This is a genomic window from Methylobacterium sp. E-046, assembly GCF_022829625.1.
GTDB classification, from domain to species: Bacteria; Pseudomonadota; Alphaproteobacteria; order Rhizobiales; family Beijerinckiaceae; genus Methylobacterium; species Methylobacterium longum.
Genome location: NZ_JAKSYP010000257.1, coordinates 1 through 2,040 on the forward strand (window position 1 = coordinate 1; position 2,040 = coordinate 2,040).

General features: G+C 68.1%; 1 pseudogene. It reads right to left on the reverse strand.

The annotated features are described in order from the left end of the window. Positions 1-1,836, reverse strand: a pseudogene (locus tag MKK82_RS28500) (hypothetical protein); the annotation flags it as partial. Positions 1,837-2,040: the final 204 nt, after the last annotated feature.

Below are 2,040 nucleotides of genomic sequence, written 5' to 3' on the forward strand. Positions count from 1 at the left end.
TTGGAACCGCGCGGGCGCGTTTCCGGTGGGCTGGGTCGGGTGAGCGAGGGTGGGCGGGGTTCGGCTCTCCGGCATGTAACCTGAGCGGTCAGGGCTACCGCCATACTGCTGGGCCAGTCCACGATACCGCCCGGCCACACCGTCAGCGGGATGGCGAGCGGTGCCGTACCGCTCCTGAGCCTGACCGGGGAAATCCTGTCGATGGCGATCCGAAAGGAATTCACCGTTGCGGGCCTTGTTGTAGGCGTTCAGCACCTGCTCAGGCACGCCCGCCGCGTTCTTGGCCGTGGCGTACTCGCCTTCACGGACCACCGAGCCGGGGTCCAACATTTTCATGTAACCGAAGACCAAGCTCATGTCGGAGGCAGGCGACACCTGTCCAGGATTGGTCTCGCGCTGCCGGGTGGCGGCGATCACGCGGCCATAACCCTCGTGGACCTGCCCGAAGGTGCCGAGCTGCTTGGAGAACTCGGTGCGTAGCTTGTCCTCGGTCTCGAACCCCTGAGGCTTGTTGCCGGGGGCCTGATAGACCGGCTGCCTCGTGTTCGGGTCGAAGACAACGCCATCAGGGCGCACGTTCATCAGCTTGTCGCCTACGGCCTCGTCCTTGGCCTTGGCCTCGGCGCCCGCGACAGACCCCTTGTAGTTCGGGTCGGCTTGGCTGCCGACGACATACCGCTCAGCGCCGGGTTTGTTCGGATCCGCCTCAAAGCCCGGCTGCGGGCCGTTCACGGCCCCGACCCGTTGCCACTGACTGGGATCATTCGCGGAATTCGGAGGCACGAGGTACCGAACGCCGCCATAGTCGACGGTGTTCGGCGCGCGGGTCTGCTGCTGCAGCAGGTTCGTCAGCACGGTCGAATTGCGCATAGCCGCCCGCGCAGTAACCGGATCGACCTTCAGGTTGTTGACGAGGTGGCTGTACGTATCCTGCTGGCTCTGCTGCTCCTGCATGAACCTGATCTGCTCAAGCTGACCCTTCAGCGAGCCGGACTGGCTGGCTCCATAGCTTTGCACCCCTGCCGAGATGCCGGCGCCGAGCCCACGGTTGCTCGCGATGCCGAGCCCGACGTGGAGCAGCAGGTCGCCGATCTGAGGGTTCACGGCGCCAACGGCGCGGGCGTACTGCTCCATCATGCTCGGCTGCGGGCCACCCTGACCGCCGGCCGGCGCCATCGGCCCGGCGGGCGCGGGTGCTCCCCTGAGGGGCTGCGGCTGCCCCGAGACCACCTGACCCGTGAGAGGGTCGAAGCTGTTCGTAGGCGGCATCTGCGGCACGCCAACGGGATCAGCAGGGGCCGCCGGAGCCGGACCGCCGGGATAGTCCGACAACGCCTTGACCTTCGGCGGCATCGCGCCTGCCCCGCCGGGGTTCATCCCCGCGACGGTTCCCGTGGTCGGGGGCTGGACCATGAGGGCGTCGTCACCCGGCCGTGTGGGCGGTAGCGGCACGCTGCGGGCGCCGTAAGGATCGGCCGAGCCCGTGAACCCACCAGAGCCGCCCCCGAACCCCGTCCGGTCGTACAGCAAACGGTCGAGCGGGCTGCCACCCAACGCAACAGCGTCAGCGGGCCCGGCCTGCGCACGCTCCAGAGCCTGCACCTGTCCTTCGTCCATGGCGATGCTCGGCCGGCGCTGATCGACGGGCCCGGTGCCGCGGCCGGAGGGATCGACATCACCGCCACCGCGCGTCGGCTGGAACGGGTTGAGGCCCATCGTCGGGGCAGGGATTGCCGCCGGAGGGTCGAACCCCTGCGGCGCCTGACGAAGCCGCTCCAGCAAGCGCGCGAGAACGAAGCCGCCGTGGTCGCAGAGGAAAGAGGCACCGCCGCTCATCGGTGCGTCCTGAAGTTCGAGGAGGAGGAGGTGGCACCGCTGGTCATCATGACCCCGCTGAGCCGCACATGGCGCAGAGGACTGTGATCCGTTCGCCGGCCTGGAGTTGAAGCTGGTCGAATGGCTGTGGACGCCCGGCGAGGTATTGGGACGTGCCGGTACCGCTGTACAGGTCCCACGCTGCATCTGCGCTCCCTGACTGTC